The 17,502-nt window shown below is 66.6% G+C and carries 2 protein-coding genes (both cut by a window edge); both read right to left on the reverse strand.

What is annotated here, in order from left to right; translation table 11 throughout:
• Positions 1 to 6,686, reverse strand: partial view of a non-ribosomal peptide synthase/polyketide synthase gene (locus tag J3U87_RS07770; protein WP_237382469.1) — the start only. 19,543 nt of this gene lie to the left of the window's left edge; the window shows 6,686 of its 26,229 coding nt (coding positions 1-6,686); it begins with the start codon at positions 6,684 to 6,686; its stop codon lies beyond the left edge, outside the window.
• A protein-coding gene (locus J3U87_RS07775; protein ID WP_237382470.1) for a non-ribosomal peptide synthetase crosses the window boundary here: on the reverse strand, positions 6,683 to 17,502 show its 3' portion. Its footprint extends 2,227 nt past the window's final position; 10,820 of the gene's 13,047 nt are visible here — the last part of the coding sequence; its start codon lies beyond the right edge, outside the window; its stop codon occupies positions 6,683 to 6,685. Before J3U87_RS07775 ends, J3U87_RS07770 begins: the two co-directional genes overlap by 4 nt.

Here is a 17,502-nt window from a genome sequence, read left to right on the forward strand (position 1 = left end):
ACGGTTTGGGCGTCCAGGTCCTCGGGAACCTCCAGCAGGACCGCCTGGTTGTAATGCGCCGGTCGCGCAAGCTCCTGCTCCTGGAACCAGCGCATGATCGGCGTCGCGGCAAAGGTGCCGGTGCTATCGGCCAAGGTCGCACGTGGCGCGGTCGCGGGTGTGGCGATCGCGGCCAACTCGGCGGGGGTCTGGTGGCTGAACATCTGGCGCACGGCCAGTTGGAGTCCGGCCCTTCTGGCGCGCGACACCACCTGAATACAGAGAATCGAGTCGCCACCCAGTTCGAAGAAATTGTCGTCGATGCCGACGCGTTCGAGACCCAGCAGTTCCGCCCAGATGGTGCACAACGCGGCTTCGGCCTCGTTGCGCGGTGCCTGGTAGGCGTCGCTGCTGCGTTCGGTGACCGCAACCGGATCGGGCAAGGCGCGCATGTCGATCTTGCCGTGCGGCGTCAGCGGTAGATCCGCCAGCATTGCGATGACGCGCGGCACCATGTAGGCCGGGAGGCGCTGGCCCAACTCGGCACGCAGGATCTGGGTATCCACCTCGATCTCGTCGACGGGCTGCACCCAGGCACACAGGCGATCCTCGCGCACCGCCACGACCGCACGACGCACACCGCTGCAGGCACCCAATTGGGCCTCGATCTCGCCGGCCTCCATTCGGTACCCGCTGACCTTGAGCTGGCGGTCGATGCGGCCAAGGTACCCGATATCGCCGTCGTGAAGGCGGCGACCCAGATCGCCGGATCGGTACATGCGCGCACCGGGCACACCGCTGAAGGGATCGGGCACGAACCGCTCGGCGGTCAGCGCCGGTCGGTTCAGGTAACCGCCGGCCACCCCGGCCCCAGTGATACACAGCTCGCCCGGCACCCCGACGGGAACCGGTGCCAGGCGCGCATCCAGCAGGTGCAGGCCCAGGTCGTCGATCGGCCGCCCGATGCGGCTTCCGGCGCTCGCCGTATCGCCCGCAAGTACCTCGCGCCAGGTCACATGCACTGTCGTTTCGGTAATGCCGTACATGTTGACCAGGCGGGGGCCGGTCTCGCCGTGGCGCCGGAACCAGTCGGCCAAGGCGGTAAAATCCAAGGCCTCGCCGCCAAAGATCACCCAGCGAAGCGCCAATTCAGCATCGTCCTTTTCGGCATCGACCGCCATCAAGTTGTAAAAGGCGCCTGGCGTCTGGTTGAGCACCGTCACGCGTTCACGACACAGCAAGCGGTGGAAGGCGGCCGGGTCGCGGCTGACGTCGTGGGGCACCATCACCAAGCGAGCACCGTGCAGCCAGGCACCCCAGATCTCCCAGACCGAAAAGTCGAAGGCCGCCGAGTGAAACAGGGTCCACACGTCGTCGCCGTCGAAGTCGAAATCGTTGGCGGTCGCGCCGAACAGCCGCAACACATTGGCATGGCTGACGGGCACCCCTTTCGGCCGACCGGTGGAACCGGAGGTGTAGATGATGTACGCCGGCAGGTCCCCGTGCGCGACCCTCGGCGGTGGCGCTTGGACCGATTCGGAAGCCGCAAAGGCTTTCTCCAAAGGCACTTGGCGAATGCCTTCGTGCATAGAGCATTGGGGAAAGCCCGGTCCGGTAAGCACCAGCCCGGCACCGCTGTCGGCCAACATCATGGCGATGCGCTCGGCCGGGTAGGCCGGATCGAGCGGCACGTAGGTGGCGCCGCAACGCAGGATCGCGGCCAGCGCCACCGGCATCTGCAATGTTCGCGCACCGAACAGGCCCACGCGGTCGCCGGCTTTGACGCCCTGCGTCGCCAACCATCCGGCCAACGCCTCGGCCCGAGTGCGCAGCGTGCCGTAGCTCAAGGTTTCGTCGCCCAGGGTCAGCGCGGGTCGATCGGCATCGATTTCGGCGAGTCGGGACCAGAGCGATACCGGTTCGGCAACCGCCACCGCCCGCCGGGCCAGGCCGACGGCTTCGACGCGGGCGCGGGCCACCTCGTCCATCAGGGCGACGCGCGACAAGGGCGCCTCGGGATGGGCGGTGACCGCACGCAGGATCTGAGTGAACTGGTCGGCCATGGCAGCCACCGTTTCAGGCAGGAACAGGTCGGCGTCGTACTCGAAGGCGCCGCCTAGGCCCGATGCCCCTTCGGCGAGGTTCAACAGCAGGTCGAACTTGGCCGTTTCGCCGGGCAGCGCCACCGGCTTCATGCCCAGGTCGCCAAAAGTGGCGGCGGTGGTGCGTGTATTCTGCAGCGTGAGCACCACCTGAACCAGAGGCGGACGGCTGGGGTCGCGGGCGATGGCCAGCTCGTCCAGCAGCTTCTCGAACGGCATGCTCTGGTGGGCGTATGCACCCAAAGTCACCTCGCGCACCCGATCGAGCAGGGCCCCGAACGAGGGATCGCCGCTCAAGTCGAGGCGCAAGGGCAACGTATTGACGAAGAAACCGACCAGACTCTCCAGGGCCGGATCGGGGCGGTTGGCGATCGGCATGCCCACGATCAAGTCGTCCTGATGGGTGCGACGCTGAAGCAGCAGCGAGAAGGCGCCCAACAGCACCATGTACAGGCTGGTGCCACGCGCCACGGCCAGCTTGGCCAGCCGGTCGCTCAGCTCGGCGTCCAGGGCGATGGGCCATTGGGCACCGCGATAGGCCCGGCGCGGCGGGCGCGGCATGTCCGTGGGCAGATCCACCACCGGCGGATGGCTGCCGACGCTGCCACGCCACCAATCCAGCATCTTCTCCAGTGAGGCACCTTCCAGAGCCTGGCGTTGCCACCAGGCATAGTCCCGGTAGTTCAGGCGCAGCGGTTCCAGGCGCGGCGGTTCACCCATTTGCGCGGCGGCGTAACAGGTGCCCAGTTCGTCGAACAACACCGCCATCGACCAACCGTCGGTCACGATGTGATGTAGGTTCAAGTAAAGGATGTGATCGTGATCGTCCAACACGAAGAGTTGGATCCGCATCGGCCGGCCCGCGCTCAAATCGAAGGGGCGGGCGGCGTCCTCGCGATAAGCGGCCACGGCCGTGGCTTCGCGCACGGCCAAATCGTTACCCGCCGGATGCAGGACTTCGATGCGTGGCCGGTAAGGTGCCTCCACCACACAATGGGGCCGACCGTCGCGCTCCAGGTAACGGGTGCGCAACACCTCGTGGCGTTCGACCAGATGACCCAACGCGGTTTCCATGGCCGCCACATCCAGGTGCCCGCTGAGGCGTACCGCCATGGGAATGCTGTACGCCGCCGAATCGGTCTCGTAGCGATCGATAAACCACAGGCGCTGCTCCTCGAAGGAAAGCGGGCAGGCATCCTCGGGTCGGTTGCCGACGGTCGCCATCAAGGCCGGCAAACCACTTTCCTCCTCGAGACGCTGGGCCTCGATGCGCTTGGCGAGTTCGGCCACGGTAGGAGCCTCGAACACGGTCCCCACCGGAAGTTGCACGCCGAACAGCCCGCCGAGACGACCCACCAACTGGACCGCCATCAGCGAATGACCGCCCAGTTCGAAGAAATGATCGTGAATGCCGATGCGGGGCAAAGCCAACAACTCGGACCAGAGCGCGCAAAGACTCTGTTCGATCCAGTCTCGCGGCGCGACCGGTTCCCCGGTGCGGGCCTGACCCGGCGCGGGCAGGGCCCGGTGATCGAGTTTCCCATTGGCGGTCAGCGGCAGGGCGTCGAGGCTCAGGATCGCACTGGGCACCATGTAGGCGGGCAGCAACTCGCGCAGGTCGTGCACTACCTGACGGATGTCGAGCCGGTCGTCGGCGACGACCCAGGCCACCAATTGGGCTTTGCTGCCGGAACCGTGGACTCGCACCACCGCTTCGCGTATCCCGGCGAGCCCGCGCAACGCGTGGGCCACCTCGCCGGGCTCGATCCGGAACCCGCGCAGCTTGACCTGATCGTCGGCCCGGCCGAGGAAACGCATCGAACCATCGGGGGTAATCACGGCGCGGTCGCCGCTGCGGTACAGGCGCGCCCCTGCCGGTCCGTGGGGATGCGGTACGAAGGCCTCGGCGGTCTGGGCCGGGCGGCCGAGATAACCGCGACTCAGGCCTTCACCAGCGATAAAGAGATCTCCGGGCACGCCTACCGGCACGGGCTGCATGGCTCCGTCGAGGACCCAAGCCTCGCCGTGGGCGATGGGACGGCCGATGGAGACTGAGGTCTGGTTCGCCGCAAACGCACGCGGCACGGACCAACACAGGCTGAAGGTGGTCGCCTCGGTCGGGCCGTAGCCATTGACGAGGCGGGTATTCGGCAGCAGGGCCAAGGCGCGGCGTACATGGGTCGGCGACAAAGCCTCGCCACCGGCCAGCAGGTAGCGCACCTCGGTCAGTATCTCGGGTCGCTCGTCGATGATCTGGTTGAACAACGAGGCCGTCAGCCACAGGGTCTGGATCGCGGGACGGGCGCCGGATGGCGCCAAAGCCGCGGCCAGGTCGTCGTGATCCGGCAACGGTTTGTGGAACAACGAGACCGCGCCGCCGTTGAGCAATGGGGCCCAAAGCTCGAAGGTCGACGCATCGAAACTGATCGGCGCCAGTTGCAACGTCAGCGTGTTCGCGTCCAGCGGTACGTAATCGGTGTCCCATACCAACCGCACCACGTTGCGATGGGTGACGGCCACGCCCTTGGGTCTACCGGTCGAACCGGAGGTGAACATAACGTAGGCCAATTGATCGTCACAAACCGGTAGGGCCGGATCGTGGTCGGGCAATCCGGCCAGCTCGTCGGTCAATGCGTCGATGGCGACTTCCAGCAGGTGGGCGGAGGCGGGCAAGCGCCCCAAGCCGTCGCCGTCGCCGATCGCAACCAATGCACCTACCTCATGCAGCACCTCATCGATGCGGCGCGCGGGCCAATCCAGGTCGACGGGCACGTAGGTGCCGCCGGCCTTGAGGATCGCAAGTATCGCCATCACCTGTTCCGGCGAGCGCGACATGGCCAGCAGGACCGGTTGGTCGGCGGTCACCCCGCAGGCGATCAGATGGTGGGCCAGTCGATTGGCACGCGCGTTCAGGGTCCCATAGGAAATCGGGGTGTCGTGCCACCAAAGCGCGGGGGCATCCGGGGTGGGAGTCGCCCGGGCCTCGAAGACGCGGTGGATCAGGGCCGGTTCGGGCAAAGCGGGACGCGGCCCGACGGCGGCCGCCCGCAGGGATTGAAGCGTCGATGCATCGGCGACCGGCAGATCGTCGACGGCTCGGTCGGGCGCCGCCAACACGCGACCCAGCAGGAAGCGGAACCCTTCCGCCAGGCAGGCGATCGCCTCGCTGTCGAACACATCGGTATCGTAATCGATGCGTCCCAGCCAACCGTCACCGGCGGCGCGGAAGGCGAAGGTCAGCGGGAATTTGGTGACGCCGTGGTACAGATCGAGATCGCTGATGGCGAGCCCCTGCGGGGCCTCCTCCGTGCCGGTCCCCTCCTCGACAAGAAAAAAGGCCTGAAAGAAGGGCGTGCGCTTGCGATCGCGCTCGGGCTGAAGTTCCTCGACCAGCTTCTCGAACGGCAGATCCTGGTGGTCGAAGGCGGCCAACGTAGTGGTCCGCACGCGCGCCAACAGTTCGCGAAAGCAAAGCCGGCCATCGAGTTCGGTGCGCAGAACGAGCGTGTTGACGAAAAAGCCGATCAGCGGCTCCCACTCGGTGCGGGTACGGTTGGCGATGGGGGTGCCCACACCGAAATCGTTCTGGCCGGAGAAGCGTCGCAACAGCAGCTTGAACACGGCCAGCAGGCCCATGAAAGAAGTAGTTCCCGCAGCGCGACACAGCTCGGCCAACCCTTCGGCCTGACTCGCGTCGAGTTGGAAATCGTAGAGGGCGCCGCGATGGCTGCCGCTCACCTCGCCGCGAGCCAGCGGCAACCGCAACTCGGGGATGTCGGCCAAGGTTCGCCGCCAAAAATCGACTTGACGGTCCAGCCGTGAGCCGCTCAAGTAACCCCGCTGCCAGTGGGCGTAGTCGGCGTACTGGTGGCCCAATTCGGGCAGAAGGGGTTCGGTCCCCCGCGCCAGGGCCTCGTAACAGGTGACCATCTCGCGGTTGAAAACCTGCTGGGACACCATGTCGCCGATGACGTGGTGCATGATCACGACGAGGAAGTGTTCGTCGTCGGCGACCCGAATCGACAGCAGACGCAACAGTGGACCGGTTTCGAGGTCGAAGGATTCGGCGACGTGGGCCGCGATCAGTTCGCGGGCCTTCGCTTCGCGGGTGTCGGGTTCACCGGCACCGCGCAGGTCGACCGCCTCGAACGGCACCTCCATGCGCTCGTGAACGATCTGGACCGGCATGCCCTGGCGTTGCCCGAGCGTGGTGCGCAACACTTCGTGGCGCGAAACCACGATCTGTACGGCCCGCTTGAGCAGGTCGACGCGCAAGTCCCCGCGCAGCCGCATGCCGGTGGGCATGTGGTACAGGGTACCGCCTGGCTCCAACCGATCGAGGAACCACAGACGCTGCTGGGCGAAGGATTGGACGAGGTCGCGATCGCGCGGGGCGCGCTCGGGCATTTCGTCGGCCGCATGGGACCCGGCGGCCTGTTGCGCCGCGGACAGGGTTTCGATGATCTCGGCCTTGTGGGCGCCGATTTGCCCGCGCAGCTCGGCGGTCAGAGCATCCTTGGGCGCGCGAAAGCGGAGACGCCCCTCCTCCAGCCATAAATAAATCTCGCGTTCCTGTAATCGATTGAAAAGAGCCTGGATACTCATAATTCTCCCTCGTCGAATTGGGTGGGGTTCACGGAAGGATCGACGCCCACGGGGTCGACCGCGGCGCCACGCGCCAAATAGTCACTGGCCACACGCAGGGTCTCGATGCGGGCGGCGAGCCCGGCCACATCGGGGTTTTCAAAAAGAAGGCGCTGGGGCAGGTCGAGGCTGAATCGCTCGCGAAGACGGGCGATCAACCGCACGGCCAGCAGAGATTGGCCCCCCAGCTCGAAGAAATCGTCGTGGCGACCGACGGATTCGGTGTCGTCACGACCCAGGACGCGAGCGAAGTCTTGAGCGATGACGATCTCAAGCTCGCCTTGAGGCGCGGCGTAGGCTCGGGTGGCCTCCACCTCCGGCGCGGGTAGGGCGGCTCGATCCAACTTGCCGTTGGGTAGATGGGGCAGGCTTTCCCCGATCAGGATATGGCCGGGAATCATGAAGGCCGGAAGGTGCGCCGCGAGTCGTGTCCGCAGATCGACGGCGGTCGTCTCCGAGTCCGCGGCCACATGCGCCACCAGAAGGGCTTCCGGACCCCGGCCGTGGACTACGACCGCAGCTTCGTGGACGCCCGGGCAGGTGCGCAGCGCGGATTCGATCTCGCCCAGCTCGATGCGAAACCCGCGCAGCTTGATCTGGTGGTCGCGGCGTCCGTGGAAGGTCAAGTTCCCGTCTTCGCGCCAACGCACCAGGTCGCCGGTTCGATAGAGACGCGCGCCCGGTTTCGCCGAGAACGGGTCAGGCACGAAAGAGGCCGCCGTCAGGACCGGACGGGCGTGGTAACCCAACACCACGCCGGCACCGCCCAGGTACAACTCGCCCAATGTTCCCGGCGGCACGGGCCGCAGCGCCGCATCCAGCACGTAGGCGCGGGTGTTCGCCAACGGGCGGCCGATGGTCGCCCCGGCGAGAGCCGTCCGCTCGGCGCCGGTGGCGTAGGTCGTCGCTTCGGAAGGTCCGTAGAGATCGAACACGCGCGTTTCGGGCAGGCGCGCGGCAATGGCGTCGACCAGTTCGGGGTGCAGCGGTTCACCGGCCAAATTGATGACGCGCGGGCGGATGGCCAGCCGCGGCAGTAGTGCCTGTATCGCCGAGGGTACGGTGTTGATCAGGGTGACCCGCGCCTGGTCGGGCACATCGTTCAGAGCAAGCGCGTTGTCGACCAGAATCAGGCCACCGCCGCACGACAACGGCAGGAACAACTCGAAAACCGATAAGTCGAAGCACACCGAGGTCGCCGCCAGCACCCCGTCCAGATCCTCGCGACTGTAGCGGTCACGTCCCCAGGCCAGCAGGTAGGCCGCGTTACGGTGACTGATGGCGACGCCTTTCGGCCGACCGGTAGAACCGGACGTGTAGATGATGTAGGCGGGGGCCTCGGCCGTGCTCATGCTGACGCATTCAGGGACCGCCGCGGGCGCTTCGTGATGCGGCGCCACGGGTTCGATCAACGGTACCGCCTTGGCGCCGCTGACCAACTGGCCGTCGGCGGCCCAGGCGCGCGACCCGATGAGGGCGCACAGATCGGCGTCCTCCGCGATGGCGCGCAACCGCGATTCGGGGTAGTCGGGATCCAACGGGACATAGGCCGCCCCCACCTGCATCACCGCCAACAGCGCGGCCGGCAGATGCGGCTCGCGCCCGAGACAGACGCCGACCCTTTTTCCGGGCCCTACACCGGCTGCCCGCAAACGGTCGGCGACGGCAGCAGTGGCGACCGCCAACTGGGCGTAGGTCCAAGCCTGGCCCTGGTGGCGCACGGCCACGCGTTCGGGTGTGCGCGCAGCCTGAGCCGCAAACTGGCGGTCGAGCGGGATCGGCACGAAGTCGAGGCGCGGCCCCTGCTGCCACGCGGCGAGATCGGCGAGCCGCTCCTTCGGCAGCGGCACGAACAGGTCCTGGCGACTTTGCGGGTCGGCGGTCATGGCGCGCAGCACCGCGGCGTAAACGTCGGCACAGCGGGCCGCGTCGCGCGGATGCAGCCGAGAGGGTTCGAATTCCAGATGCGCGTGCAAGCGGCCGCTGTCGGGATCGACGGCGAAATGGGCGAACAGCGGGAAATCGGCGCGGGCGTGACCTTCGCGATCCAACACTAATTCGCGGCCGCCTCCGCGCGTCAGGTCCTCGTACACGTGGAAGTGGATAAAGTTGAAAGCTGTCTCGAACAAGCGCTCGGCACCCATCATCCGCTGGATTTCCGCAAGCGGTAGGCGTCGACGGGTCAACATGGCACGCTCCAACTCGAGCGTCCGACGCAGCAGGTCGGCCCAGGTCCCGGTCCCCAGGTCGAAACGCAACGGCAGGGTATTGAGGAACAGTCCCAGGGTTTGCTCGCCGTCGAGCACTTCGGGCCGGCCGTTGGCGACGAGCCCCGTCACCAGATCGCGTCGCCCGCCGAGATAGCCGATGGCGGCGAGATGGGTGGCCAGCGCCACCGTCTTGAGCGGGACACCCATTTCGGTTGCCAACCGGCGCGCCGCGGCAGCGTCGGCGGCATTGAACGGAATCGTCACCCGGGGATCGGCATCGGCCGATCCGGGTTCAACGGCCCGTGGCAGGGACGTCGCTTCGGCATCGGCCAACAATTCGCGCCACCAACCGCGCACGGTCTCGTCGGCACAGGCTGCCTGTTCGAGGGCGATGAAGGCGCGGTAGGGCACCCGTTCGCTCGCGAGGGTCGAGGGTTCACCGGCCAAGCGGGTACGGTATTCATTCAGGAGCCGCGTGAACAGGGTCGCTTCGCTCCAGCCGTCGAGGATCGCGTGGTGGAACGAGAAGGTCAGTCGGAAGCGGTCCTCGGCCAGGTGGTGGGCGAAGATGCGCATCAGCGGGGCGCGCTCCCAGGCGAAGGGTACGCGCTTTTCGGTTTCCAGAAAGGTGTCGAAGGCCGCCTGTGGATCGGTGTGGTCGCGCCAATCGACGATCGCCAGCGGCATGTCGACCCGCGCGTGGACGAACTGCAGGGGCCGCTTGGCCAAATCGAGGTGGAACGAGGTACGCAAGATGGGATGGATGCCGGCCAGGGCCGTCAGGCTGTCGCGAAGAGCGCCCTCATCGAGCGGCAGGGCGACGCGGTAGGCGATGACGTCGTGGTAGATGGCGCTATCCTCGGCCAGACCGGCGTGAAACAGCATGCCTTCTTGGAGTCGCGACATGGGATAGGCGTCGACCACGTCGTCGGGCAACCCGGCACGCTCGTCCTCGTCCAGCAGGCTAAAGGGCGTCTCGTATCCGCGCAGCAGCTCAGCGTCCTCGTGGGTCACCCCGGCCGTTTGCGGGGTCGAAACGCCATCCGATTCGGCGGCTTCGATCGACGCAGCGATCTGCCGCACCGTGGGCCGGTCGAACAGGTGGCGCAACGGGAAGTCCATGCCGCGTTCGGCCGATTTGGCCTTGACCTGGATCGCCAACAGCGAGTCGCCACCCAGATCGAAGAAGGATTCGTCGGCGCCCACGTGGGGCCGGTGCAGGACCTCGGCCCACACCTCGGCGAGGCGTCGTTCCAAGGGCGACAGGGGTGCCGCTTCCCCGGTATCGAGGGCGACCAACGCCACCGGCTCGGGTAAACGGGCGCGGTCGATCTTGCCGTTGGCGTTGAGAGGGAACCGCGCCGTCACCGACCAGGCCACGGGAATCATATAGTCCGGCAGGCGCTCGGCCAGTACGTCGCGGGCGGTGCGGGCGTCCAGTTCGTGGGCGTCCACCTGCAGCCATGCCACCAGACGTTTGGCGCCGGTGCCATCGTCATCGCGAACCACGCTGACCAGGGCGCCGGAGACCTCGGGCATGGCCATCAGGGCGGCCTCGATCTCGGCCGGTTCGATGCGGAACCCGCGAATCTTGACCTGGTGGTCGACGCGACCCACGAACTCGAGGGCCCCGCCGGGAAGACGGCGCATCAGGTCGCCGGTTCGGTACAGACGCGCACCCGGACGCGACGCGAACGGATGGGGCACAAAACGCTCGGCGGTGAGATCGGCCCGGTCGAGATAGCCCCGAGCCAGGCCCTCGCCGCCGATGTAGAGTTCCCCGGTCACCCCGCACGGAACGGGTTCCAACTCGGGATCCAGCAACCATAAATCGGTGTTGGCGATGGGGCCGCCAAGCGGTAGATTGCGCGCGTCGGCGGGCACCTCGGTCAGAGGTTGCCAGGTTGCGAACGTGGTCGTTTCGGTAGGTCCGTAGACGTGCAGCAGGCGTTCCGGTCCCTGCGGCAGGATCGCCGCCACCGATTTGGGATCGACCAGCTCGCCGCCGAACAGCACGTAGCGCATGCCGGCGAACAGATCGGGCCGATGCAGGGCAAATTGATTGAACAGCGCCGTGGTGGTGAACAGGGCATCGATGCGGCGCTGCTCGATCACCGCGCGCAGGGCGTCGGCATCGAGTAGAAGCTGTTTGTCGAGCGCCACCAGGCGTCCCCCGTGAAGCAGGGCGGTCCAGAGTTCGAAGGTCAGCGCGTCGAAGGCGATGTTGGAGGCCAGCGCAACACCGTCGCCGGGCCGGAGCGCGACGTACTCGGTGTCGCAGACCAAGCGCTTGACGTTGTCATGGGTGATTTGTACGCCCTTGGGCCGGCCGGTCGTCCCCGAGGTATAGACGATGTAGGCCAGGTTGTCGCCGTCGATGCACGGCTCCGGCAGGTTGAGGGCGGGTTCGGTCGCCTCCTCGATGCACAGCAGGGACACGAAATTGAGTTCGAAGGCGGGCAGCCGATCTTCATGATCGCCATCGGTGAGAATCGCGGTCATGCCCGAGTCGCCGATCATGAAGGCCAGGCGTTCGGCGGGCGCGTCGGGTGGAAGCGGGACGTAGACGGCACCGAGGCGGATGACGGCCAGAACGGCGGCCACCAGGCCGGGACCGTGGGCAAGGCACAGGCCCACCGGGGTTTCCAAACCGACGCCGAGCTGAACCAATTCGGCGGCGATCGAGCGCGACCAGGCATCGAGTTCGGCATAGGTCAGCGCCTGGCTGCCATCCGCCATTTCCACGGCGACGGCATCGGGCCGATCCGCCAGCTTGGCCGCGAACATGGCAGCCAGATCCTGGGTCGGCAAGGGGATATGATGGGTGCTCTGAGTTTCGATGACGGCGCGGTCGGCCTCGGTCAGCAGCGGCAAGCGCGACAACGCGTCGGTCGGTTGAGCCAGGGCGCCTTCCAACAGAACCTGGTACCGAGTGACGAACCCGGCTGCGGTAGCCTCGTCGAAGAGATCGGCGTTGTACTCCACGACCAAATGGAGGCCGTCGGGGTCGTCGCGGAAGAGAAAGGTCAAGTCGTTGCGGGTGGCGGCCACGCCATCCCAAGCATAAGGTCCCAGTTCGAACGGTAGATCGCCGACTTGGCCGTGTCCCTCCTCGCGGGGGCTGACATAGACGCACTGGGTGCCCACCAACGGGTGGCGGCTGAGGTCGCGGGCGCCGCCCTGTTGTTCGGCCACCTTCTCGAAGGGCGCCTCGGCGTGGGTGAGCGCATCCTGAATGGCGGCCTGGGCACGGGTCGCGATTCGTCCGAAGTCGGGGTTGTCGTGCAGGTCGGTTCGCACCACCAACAGGTTGACGAAACAACCCAACAGGCGTTCCAACGCGACGCTCGGCCGCGTGGCCGTAGAAATGCCGCAGGCCACGTCGCGAGAACCGGTGAGTCGCGCCAACAGCGCATGAAAGCACCCCAACAAGACGGCATAGACGCTGACTTGGCGCTCGCGGGCGAAGTCGTGGATCCGCCGGGTCAGGTCGGCGGACATGGGTGTTTGAAGCACGGCACCGCGGTGGCTGAGCACCGCCGGACGGGGCCGATCGGCAGGCAGATCGAGCAGCGGCAGGTCGGCAAGGCGATCGGCCCACCAGGCCATGTCGTCGGCCGCCTTGCCTTGGTCCCAACGCGCCCGTTGCCAGGCGGCAAAATCGGCGACCTGAAGCCGTGGCGGATCGGCGGGCACATGGTGGCCGGCAGCCAAGGCGGCGTAGTGGGCCGTCCATGCGGTCCGGAAGCATTCCATCGACCAGCCGTCGGCCACGATATGGTGAAAGACGACGACCAGCAGGTGACGATCTTCTGCCAAGCGCAGCAGATGTGCCCGCAACAGCGGCACCTCGTCGAGACTGAAGGGCCGGTGACACAGGTCGCGAACCAACTCGGCTACCACATCCTCGGCAGTCTCGCTCAGATCGCGGTGGTCCAGGTGCCAAGCCACTTCCGATAGGATGGTTTGGCAGGGTTGGCCGTCGCGTTCCTCGAAGCGGGTACGCAGGCTTTCCTGTTCGGCGACAACCCGCAGAAATGCGCGTTCCAACAGATCGGCATCGAGCGGGCCCCGCAGTTCCAAGACCTCGGGCAACAGGAAGACCGGCGTCTCGCCGCCGTGCACCTTCTCAAAGAAGAACAATCGCTCCTGAGCGAACGAAAGCGGCAGCGCACCGTCGCGTGGGACGACCGGAATCTCGGGCTCGCGTTCGGACCGTGCGGCCTCGGCAGGCGCCGTGAGTCCACGCGCCTCCAGGGCCGATGCCAGCTCGGACAAGGTGGGATGTTCGAATACCAACCGCACGGGAACGTCCGCATCCAGTACCCGGCGCAAGCGGGCGATGAGGCGCGTGGCCGTGATCGAATGACCGCCCAGTTCCAGGAAGTGCTCGTGTCGGGAAACGCGGGCCAGGTCGAACAGATCGCACCAGGTTGCGGCCAACAGACGTTCCATGGCGCCATCCGGCGCTTCGTAGGCTTGCTCGTCGCGGATGTCCGCCACCAGGATTTTCGGGAGCGCGACCTTGTTCAACTTACCGTTGAGGGTCAGCGGGAATTGGTCCATGACCTGGATGGCGCCAGGCACCAAATGCGCCGGCAGGCGGTCGCTCAACCAGGCCCGCAGGGCGGCCCCGTCGAGGTCGACATCGCCAATCGCCACCCAGGCGGCCAGCAGGGCGCGGTCCCCGTCGCGTTCGACCGCCACGTAGGCAGCCGTCACGGCATCGTGGGCGCACAACTCGCGTTCCACTTCGCCTGGCTCCACCCGGAACCCGCGAATCTTGACCTGGCGGTCCATGCGCCCCAGGAATTGGAGCTGGCCGTCGACGAAGGCGGCGCGGTCCCCGGTCCGGTAGAGCCGCGATCCGACCTGGCCAGCGACTGCGAAGGGATTGGGTATGAAACGGTCTGCCGTGAGTGCCGGCGCGCCCCAGTAGCCGCGCGCCAACCGAGCACCGGCAATGTAGATCTGACCCGGAAGACCGGGCGCGACCGGGTTCAGGTCTTCGTCGAGTACGTAGATCGCCGTGTGGTGCAGCGGCAGGCCGAGCGGAATCGGGCCCTCGCCGGACCAAATCCGGCTCAGGTCGCCCGCGCTGGTGAACGTGGTTGTCTCGGTGGGGCCGTACATGGCCTCGAGGCACACGTCGGGCGCCTCGCGCAGCAGCCGGGCGATCGATTCGGGTGCCAGCACCTCACCGCCGGTGAGGATGTAGCGCAAACCGCGCAGGGCGTCGAGGTGATCTTCGACCAGGCTGTCGAACAGGCGCGAGGTGACGAACAGGACCGTGACACCGTGGTCGACGAGGGTCCGTGGGAGGTCGTGGCGCTCATCGGCCGTGGGCAGCACCAGGCGCGCGCCGGTGGTCAAGGGCGCCCAGATCTCGAAAGTGGTGGCATCGAAGCTGAAAGCCGCGCTTTGCACATATACCTGGTCGCTGCTGTGCTCGATGTAGTTTTGACCGTCGATCAGGGTTTCGATGTTGTCACGCGTGACGGCGACGCCCTTGGGTCGGCCCGAAGAACCCGAGGTGAATATGACGTAGGCCAATTGGTCGGGCAGGAAGGCGGCCTCGGGCGCGGTTTCGGGCTGGCCCGCCACCCATTCATCGAGTTCCAGGGTGGCGACATCCACCGGAAAACGGTCGCAGTAGGCCGGTTCGGCTACGATGTGGCGAATCCCGAGATTTTCGACCATGAAGGCCAGCCGCTCGGGCGGGTATTCGGGATCGAGCGGCACATAGAAGCCACCCGCGCCGAGAATACCCAGCACCGCGGCAACACGCGCACACCCACTGTCGAGGCACAGACCCACCGGTCGCTCGCGGCACACCCCTCGCGACTTCAGGCCATGGGCGATGCGGTTCGCGAAGGCACTTAGCTCCCGGTAGCTCATGTTTTCATCGCGGGAGATCAGGGCGGTCGCCTCCGGATTGGCGGCGACCTGGTCGCGGAACCGATCCAGCGGGTCACGCCGCACCGCGCGCGAGTCTTCCAGCCGAGTCCAAGCCGGGATCAGGGCGCGTGCGGTCGAGGCGCTGAAGGCACGTACCGAGGTTTCCGGAGCCGTCGCCATGGTGCGCAGCACCTCTTCGGTCAGGCAGCCGATCTCGTGGGCGAGCGCCGGCGCAATACGTCCGCGGTCATAGCGCAGGTGGGCCGTGATGATGCGGGACCCGGGTTCCATGCCGAAATTGGCCAGCAACGCAAAGTGCGTGTCGCCGCTACCCATCACCGGAACCACTCCTTGATCCTCGGCCTGGTTTTCGGCGTCCAGGTGGAAATGGGTGAAGTTGAACACGGCGTCGTAGAGCGGTCGATTGCCGCGGTGCCGCATGACCGCGGCCAGCGGGAAACGGCGATGGGGAGCCAGAGCCTGCTCGGCGTCGTGGGCGGCCTGGACCATCTCCAGCCAGGAGCCCCGTGGTGCGGTGAAGCGCAACGGCAGCATGTTGACGAACAATCCGATGATGCGGTCGCCGTCCCGTTCTTCCGGACGACCGTGGGTGACCAGGCCCGCGACGACCTCTTCCCCACCCTGCAATCGCCGCAGCACTTCGAGGTAGGCCGACAACAGGACGGATTTCAGCGGTGCGCCCGTGCGCCGCACCAGGCGGTGCAGGCCGGCCGAGACCTCGGTGGAAAGGTACAGATCGCGCACGCCCTCGCCGTGGTCGTCGCGATCCTCACCCAGGCGAACCGGTTCGAGGTCGGCTACCTGGCGGTGCCAGAAGAGGCGCTGGGCGCGGTCGGCCATGGCTTCCCGCTCGAGTTCCACGAAGCGGCGGTAGCTAAGGTCCGGCGGCTGCATCCCGGGTTCGAGACCCAGGCGAATCTGGCCATAGATGTCCAGCAGCTCGCGCAGCAGTGCCGCGTCGCTCCAACCGTCCATAACGGCGTGGTGAAACGTCAGGCCCAAGTGGAACGAGTCCGAGCCGTGGGTGAAGCAATGGAGCCGCGCCAGCGGTGGGCGGTCCCAGGCGAAGGGGCGCTCGCGCTCGGCGGTCATCCAGGTCGCCAGCCAGCCTTCGCGGTCGGGTTCGGCGGAAATGTCGGTGACGGCCAGGGGGAGTTCGGCTTCGCGGTAAACCAACTGCATCGGTTCCGCGAAGGTGTCGAGATCGAAGGCGGTGCGAAGCATACCGTGATTGGCGACCACGCGGCCCAGGGCGGCGCGCATCGCCGAACGATCGAAGGGCTGATCCACCCGATAGATCAACACGATTTGGTAGTGCGCCAGTCCGGGGTCCTGTTCGTAGGCACCGTGGTAGATCAGGCCCAACTGGAGCTGGCTCATGGGAAAGGCGTCCTCGAGGCCCTGCGGCAACAGCACGCGATCGAGTTCGGGAACCAAGACGAACGGTTCACTCCAAGTGTCCACGGCGGAACCGTCGGGTTGGCCGACCGAAGCTTCGGGGGTGGTGGCGCGGGTGCGAATGCCCTCGGCCAGACCCGCGACGGTTCCTCTCTCGAAGATTTCCTGAAGGGGGAAGTCGAGGCCGGCGTCGCGGGCGGCCGCCTTGATACGGATCGAGAGCAGCGAATCGCCGCCCAATTCAAAGAAGTTCTCGTGGATGCCCACTTGGGGCCGCCCCATGGCATCGGCCCAGATCTCGGTCAACAGGCGCTCGATTTCGTCGCGAGGTGCCTGATCGAGCGAATCCTTGGGAGCTTCGATCGGCTCGGGCAGCGCGGCCCGGTCGACCTTGCCGTTGGGATTGAGCGGAAACTGCGCCAAGACCACGAACAGGGCGGGCACCATATGCGGCGGCAGGTGGGCTTCGCACCAGGCGCGCAGCTCGGCCGCCGTCGGCGCGTGGTCTGCGGCATGCTGCACGTAGGCGACCAAGCGTTTGGCGCTGGCCGGTGCATTCTCGGAAGTATCGCGCGCCACAACTACGACGGCCTCGTCCACTGCGGCGTGTTTGAACAGGATCGACTCGATTTCGCCAGGCTCGATCCGGAACCCGCGAATTTTGACCTGGTGGTCGACACGGCCCAGGAACTCGATATCGCCCTGGGCGTCGCGGCGCACCAAATCGCCGGTCCGGTAGAGCCGCGAACCACGATCATCGGGTCCCGCCAGCGGGTTCGGTACGAACCGGTCGGCGGTCAAGGCCGGACGGTCCAGATACCCGCGTGCCAGCCCGGCACCGCCGATGTAGAGTTCGCCGGGCACGCCCAACGGAACGGGCCGCAGGGCCCGGTCCAGTACGAAGAGCGAGGTGTTCGCGATCGGACGGCCGATGGGCACGTTGTCCGCGTCGGGGGCCACTTCCCGAACCGGGTGCCAACTGGCGTAGGTGGTCGTCTCGGTGGGGCCGTAGACGTGCAACAAATGACGCGGCCCGTTTTGGCGCACCAACCGAACGGACTCGGGGTCCACCAGCTCGCCGCCGAACAGCACGTAGTCGAAACCGGAAAAGAACCCGTTGTCGTAGCGCGCCAGTTGGTTGAACAGCGCCGTGGTGGTGAACATGACCGCCGGCCGGTGGCGCGCCACCACGGCGGCGTAGGACTCGGGGTCGATGAAGACGTTCTTGTCGACGATCAAAAGCTCGCCGC

Origin of the sequence: Sulfidibacter corallicola (assembly GCF_017498545.1) — a bacterium.
GTDB classification, from domain to species: domain Bacteria; phylum Acidobacteriota; class Holophagae; order Acanthopleuribacterales; family Acanthopleuribacteraceae; genus Sulfidibacter; species Sulfidibacter corallicola.